The organism is Emticicia sp. (assembly GCF_043780375.1).
Lineage (GTDB): Bacteria > Bacteroidota > Bacteroidia > Cytophagales > Spirosomataceae > Emticicia.
Map to the genome: position 1 here is coordinate 1 of NZ_JAYWCU010000153.1, position 6,245 is coordinate 6,245.

The 6,245-nt window shown below is 33.3% G+C and carries 5 protein-coding genes; all 5 read right to left on the reverse strand.

All coding sequences use genetic code 11. The features are described from left to right. Positions 1 to 29 precede the first annotated feature (29 nt). Entirely contained in the window at positions 30 to 1,250 is a 1,221-nt protein-coding gene (locus ACH2CJ_RS12255; protein ID WP_394993097.1) for a tetratricopeptide repeat protein, read from the reverse strand. A gap of 194 nt (positions 1,251 to 1,444) precedes the next feature. After that, a complete protein-coding gene (locus ACH2CJ_RS12260; RefSeq protein ID WP_394993098.1) occupies positions 1,445 to 2,344 on the reverse strand; it encodes a class I SAM-dependent methyltransferase in 900 nt (299 codons plus the stop codon). Positions 2,345 to 2,399: 55 nt separating this feature from the next. After that, on the reverse strand, positions 2,400 to 3,956 hold the full coding sequence (locus tag ACH2CJ_RS12265) for a hypothetical protein (protein WP_394993099.1): 1,557 nt from the start codon (positions 3,954 to 3,956) through the stop codon (positions 2,400 to 2,402). Positions 3,957 to 4,016: 60 nt separating this feature from the next. Further along, a complete protein-coding gene (locus tag ACH2CJ_RS12270; RefSeq protein ID WP_394993100.1) occupies positions 4,017 to 5,687 on the reverse strand; it encodes a hypothetical protein in 1,671 nt (556 codons plus the stop codon). Next, positions 5,677 to 6,087, reverse strand: a complete 411-nt coding sequence (locus ACH2CJ_RS12275) for an EVE domain-containing protein (protein ID WP_394993101.1) — start codon at positions 6,085 to 6,087, stop codon at positions 5,677 to 5,679. Before ACH2CJ_RS12275 ends, ACH2CJ_RS12270 begins: the two co-directional genes overlap by 11 nt. Between the last annotated feature and the right edge of the window lie 158 nt (positions 6,088 to 6,245).

The window sequence follows — 6,245 nt, forward strand, 5'->3', positions numbered from 1 at the left end:
ACTTTACTACTTTTTAACTTTCTAACTTTTTAAAGTTTTAATCTTTTCGAGGTATCCGTTCTGATATTTACTCTTTTCTTTGGTACAATCACATTTACACGCACTCTTGAGGTATCCAACAATTTCTTGGGTTCTTCCAAAACTGGTTTGGCAACTGGAATGTTTTTCCTAATTGGCACAGGCACTGGAGGCGTATAAACACCCAATGCCGCATTTATTTGCCCTGTAACTCTATTTAAAGCAATCACAGCTTGGTCATCAGTCCCATCTTTTTCAACTGCTTCTTTCAAAAACTCCTCTGCTTTTGTAGTTTGTCCCAATTGCTCTAAAGTTAGCCCGATAAAGTAATTTATTTTTGGTATTTCAGAATTGATGTCTAAAACCTTTTCATAATATTCTAATGCTTTAGTGTAATTTTTCCAACGGAAATAAACAGTTGCCGAATAGAGCAAAGCATCAGTTCGGCGAGAATCTAAAGCTGAAGCTATATCATAATAGAATAAAGCACTATCCAAACGACCAAATTTGGCAAAAACTGAACCTCTATCAATAAAAAACTCCGCATTTTTGGGAAACTGTTGAATAGCACTTTTATTTACAGCCAAAGCCGAATCGTACAATTTTCGATTCTTTAAAATTTCGGTTAATTTAATGTAACCCTCTTTGAATGAAGGTTTCATGTCAATTGCTTTATTCATTTTCAAAATAGCAGTAGTGGTATCTCCTTTTCTTGCGGCCAAAGTTCCTTGATAAAAATAAGTTTCTCCATCAAATGGTGCTATTTGTAAAGATTTTGCCAAATACTGTTCGGCAATTTTTAAATCATTTCTTTGCTGAGATAAATCGCCCAAAAGTGTATAAAGTTCGGGGGTATCAATATTCAAAATTTCTGCACTTTGGGCAGAAGCAAATGCCTCGCTATATTTCTTTAAATCTCTAAGTATTAAGGCTTTAACAAAAAGATATTTGCCAGTATTTTGTTTCAAACGGTCGGCACGATTTATGTCTTCCAATGCTTTTTGAAGGTCAGCCATTTTGTGTAAAACAGATGCTCTTTTATAATAATTTTCTGCCACACTTGGGTTGCTTCTAATAGCATCAGTTAAAGCTTCCAAAGAGGCTGTATTCTGAATACTTTCGGTTTGAAAAGGTGTAGGCGGGATTTTTGAACGCTCACGGTTTCCTTGTCCACAAGCGAATAAAAGGGAAGAAATGATGATTAAACAATATAAGTTATTTCTTTTTGACATTGGATTTACTGCACGAAGAAAAAAGGCATTTTGCCTAATTGTAACATACTTTTTTACAAAAATCCGAATTTTTTCTTAGAAATGAAACGATAATTTCAAATTATGAATTATGAATTGTAAATTGATAGTTAAATTAGATTCAGTCTAACACAATAATTGCCTTATAATCAAATATTTACAAAAAAAACCTGTATCTAAACCGACGCAAATCTATAAAAAACACCTAATGGCAAGCGTTTTTGAAATGTATCTTGTAAGACCAATTCTCCCATTTCTGAATTTGGAATATTTGGATAGTTTTGTTTAATAATCGTTTCGGCTATGACAGCCGAGAAACCCATCGAATAAAGATTCAAAATAAAGAAAAAGTCTTTTTCATGAAGCAACATTAAGCAATTTTTGATTAATTCATTCAAACCTTCTTCTAAAATCCATTTTTCACCATCTGGTCCTCTGCCATAGGCGGGCGGGTCAAGAATAATTCCATTGTATTTTTTACCACGTTTTACTTCTCTTTTTACAAATTTCAAAGCATCTTCTATCACCCAGCGAATGTCTGACAAATTGCTTGCCTCCATGTTTTCTCTCGACCATGAAATTACTTGTTTCATCGAATCTACATGCGTAACATCAGCTCCATTGGCTTTGGCAATAAGCGATGCACCGCCAGTATAAGCAAATAAATTTAATACTTTTGGGGTCTCTTCAAGCGATATTTTATTGAGTTTTTCTTCAATAAAACGCCAGTTTTCTGCTTGCTCAGGAAAAATACCGACGTGCTTAAATGACGAAAGAGAAAGTTTAAACTTTAGTTTTGTTTTACCTTGCTCATAATTCATTAGCCATTTTTCAGGCATATTTTTAATATTTTGCCAATCGCCTCTTTCTTCTGGACTCAATTGGTCTTTACCTTTGGTTTTTCTAAAAACAGCAGATGCTTTTTTTAGCCAAACTTCTTCAGACAATGATTTATCCCAAACAGCTTGTGGTTCGGGGCGAGCTAAAATAAATTCGCCGAAACGCTCTAATTTTTCATAATTTCCCGAATCAATTAATTCGTAAGAGGCGATATTGGGTGTAAGCAGATTATACAATATGATATTGGTTATTAGTAGTCTTCAATCTATAAATTTTAAGTTTCTGCTGTGTTCAAAATTCAGAACTTAATACTTTAGTCAAGTAAATTATTTTTTTAATATTGGTTTGTGGCAATGGTTGTTGACCTTTTTTACGCTTACTTGGTTTTTCTTTTGGTATATCAGTATCTTTTATAGCCTCAAATTTAATACGACTTCCGTCAGCAATGAAATAATTTTCGTACCAATTTCTTACCCCGTGATATGCGGGAATAAACTGAGCGTTTTTTAGATCAGATGGTTTTTCACCAAACGACTCATTAGAAAGTTTATAATTTGCTGGGTTTGTAAAGTTTATCGAGCTACTAACTAACAAATTTCCCTTAACACAAGCTGCCACAGCATGATGTACATTAATTGCCAAAGCTTCTTCCATCTGCGGCGAAATTTGGTTCATATCTATACGACTTTGTGAAATTAGGTTTCCTTCTAAATCGAAATTGGCGGCAAAACCATTCTGAAAATTGAATCCTTTAAAAACCTGTTTAGATTGCGTACGTTGATAATTTGAATTACTATTATAGGGATTATACCCCGAATAGAAAGGGCTATTAGATGTAACTACATTATAATTAGGTTGATAAAAAGTACCCCCTATCGAAATAATATTATTGCTAAATATTGGTTGGGTTGGCAAAAAAGTGAAACTATTACCTATTTTCTTGACATGTTCATCGCTTAAATCGGGTGAGCCTTTTAATAATATTCGGTAATCATAAAACTTTGTGAGCGTCGTTTTATTATCTTCAATTTTTGAAAAATAAATACCTTTCGCTCCTGTGTTTGACTGATATGTACCTGTAATAATTTGTGTAGCTGAATCAATTTCGGTCAATTGTGCTGTCAATGGGAAGTTTCCAGCATTTGAACGAATCATGTTTTTCATAATAAGCTGTCCCGAAGTATCATATTTAGCATAAACAACAAAGGCATCTTTGATAAATTCACCTTTTTTCTTTTTTTCGTTCGTATATCCCGACTCTTTTATTGACCATAAACTTTCAATAATATTTTTTTGAGGAATATATTTAAAATATTGTACTTGAACTTTTCCTGTAAGTTCGGCAGAAATAAAGTCGCCTAAACTTTCATGAAAATTATAATTGTAGAATGTTGCTCCATTTTCATTCATGCCTGCCATCAGGATTTTGTTTTTGAAATAAACATAATGTTGGTCTTTGAAAAACTCACGGAGTTCAAATCCTTTATTTTCAAATTTCCCATCATTTAATTCTATGCTAAAAACTTGATAATACATACCTTGATTTTCGGAAAACATAAACGTAACTCGCTCATTATCAAGTGTATAAGCTGATGGTTGCTTTTCAGCGTCAAGAAAAATCTCTGATTCCCAAACTTTTTTGAGGTCTGTATCAAATCTGGCAATAATGGCTTTTGTGACGTCTTTTTTGATGAAAAATATCAATCCATTTTTACCCAAAGGAATGATTTTTTGCCAAGTTGGTCGTCCACTTACTTCTATTTCGATAGTTTGTTGAACTCCTATTTGAGCTTGGGCAAAAAGGTTATATTGAAGTAATATGATAGCTACTAAGATTGCTTTTTTCATTCAGTATTGTAATATTAAAGCCCTCCAAAAGAATTTGGTGGGTTACGAGGGAATTTTACTTCAAAACTCTATTTTATTCAGATAAAATACTCTTCTGCTACCATCGTTACGGTTAGCAATTTTTTGGTAGCCCCACGCCAAATAAAAATTTTGATGCCAATATTCGATATCGTCAGTTTCTGTATCTCGCACTTTATCACCTTCCCTTTGGGTGTCAATATCTATCATTTTTGTACCTTCAACTACTTTTGAGCCTTTTACAATTTTAGAAGCTAATTTTCCTTTATTGCTATAAACCAAGGTAATGTCGTCGTTCTGCACATTGATTCTAACTTTTTCTTTCAAATCCATGCTTTTTACATTATCAAAGCTAAAGCTATTGTCCCACAGCATATTTCCTTTCTGGTCAAAACCCGCCACTACAGCGTGTGTATATCTGAAACCATCAAATTGCTGGTTATTGTTGCCATAATTTGAATACATCCAAGGATTCCACGCCCAAGAATTTCCACCAAAATATCGAGCATAACGCAACGCATTAATAGAATTATATCCATAGCTAAAAGGCGAACCAAAACCACTTCCATAAAATGGCGAACCGTATGAATTATTATTTCTAAATTCAGGATAAAAAACCTCTGCAACTAAAATATATTGATTGTCTTTTTGAATAATATCATGTACTAAAACACGGTAATTTAGCTTCAAATCATCTCCTTGTCCTTTCTTTCGCAATATTTTCTTTTCGATTCGCTCCTGTTGTTTTTCAGTCATAAACTTAAAAAAGTTCTTAAAATCAGTAAAACTGTGCATTTTTAAGTATTCTGGTGTTTCACCATCAACTTTACTGATATACAAACCTTGCGACATAGGCACGCCATTGGACTGATACCCTTTGTAACCATAATTGCCAATCATTAACTGTGTTCCATCTTTTAATGGAAAAAGTTTTCCTGTCAAAAGACCATAATCTTCTTCTGGTTCAACTCCCAATTGTTCTACAATTTTGCCATTATGATTGATTCTTTTCACTACAACATAACTCGAACGCCCTTTTTTGACTGAATACGACACAATTAATAAATCATTGATATCATCAAAATCAATTGAAGAAATGCTGGCAGTTCCTTTCAAGCCTCCCGCCAAAATCCGAGGCTGCATTTTATTTAAACTCACACTCATCAAAACAGGCTCATCTTTTACCATTCCTGCCAAATAAGCAGTTTCATTATGAACTTTAAACTCCGAAATCTCAAAATGTTTGATATTTTCAAAGAACAATTTTTGAACAATACCAATACCAGTAGAAACCTTGAGAATTTGATATAAGTCAGAATTATATTTACTAAATAAAAAATAGACATCTCGTCCATCTCGGTGATAATCAACAAAGGACTGGTTTTCTTCTAATTCTCCATTGACCGACCAAGATTGTTGAAGTTCCGCATCAAATTTGGTGATATTAAATTCAGTTTTTCCTGTTTTAGATAAAAGCAAAACCCCTTCGTCACCCAATGTAATTACTTGATAAGTTTGGTCTGCAACACGGGAAGCAATCTCAATTCGCTTAACACTTTGAGCATATAAAACATTGCTTGTAGCATTTAGTACAACGCAGGTAAAAACTATACCACTAACAATCAGTTTTCTGACACTTGCAAAAGAGTTTATGTTAAGCGGAACGCCGCCCATTGATAACTGATAACTCTTCAACCGTTCATTAATTTTCATACGCTTTTGAAATAATAATATCGAATTCTTCTTTTTTTAATTGTTGTACTGAAAGCCTTGATTGACGAATCAATGAAACTTCTTGCAAACGTTCATCTACTTTAATAGCTTTTAAGGTAACGGTTTTGGGCAATTTCTCAACGGCAGTCAAGTCTACTACAACCCAACGAGGGTCATTAATAGTTGGGTCTGGATAAGCCTCTTTTACAATTTTTGCTATACCTACAACTTCCATTCCTTCATTTGAGTGGTAAAATAACACCAAATCGTTTAGCTTCATTGCTGCAAGGTTGTTACGAGCTTGATAATTACGAACACCGTCCCAAGTACCTATGCCTTGATTAACGAAATCGTCCCATGAATATTTGAAAGGTTCTGATTTAACGAGCCAGTAGTTCATTTTTTAATTTGTGAATGATTAAGACAATGAATAAATTTAAAAAACTTTCAAAAGCTATTGAAAGGCTTAATTTAGATAAAATGTAATTGAAACGCAATACATAGTAATTCTTTAAAATAATTACTTTCGATTTAGATGGTAATTTTACAATTTTACCA

Excerpts from the sequence above, each read along its gene's own strand:
- ACH2CJ_RS12255 (WP_394993097.1), bottom strand. The coding sequence starts at position 1,250 with ATGTCAAAAAGAAATAACTTATATTGTTTAATCATCATTTCTTCCCTT.
- ACH2CJ_RS12265 (WP_394993099.1), bottom strand. The coding sequence starts at position 3,956 with ATGAAAAAAGCAATCTTAGTAGCTATCATATTACTTCAATATAACCTT.
- ACH2CJ_RS12270 (WP_394993100.1), bottom strand. The coding sequence starts at position 5,687 with ATGAAAATTAATGAACGGTTGAAGAGTTATCAGTTATCAATGGGCGGC.
- ACH2CJ_RS12275 (WP_394993101.1), bottom strand. The coding sequence starts at position 6,087 with ATGAACTACTGGCTCGTTAAATCAGAACCTTTCAAATATTCATGGGAC.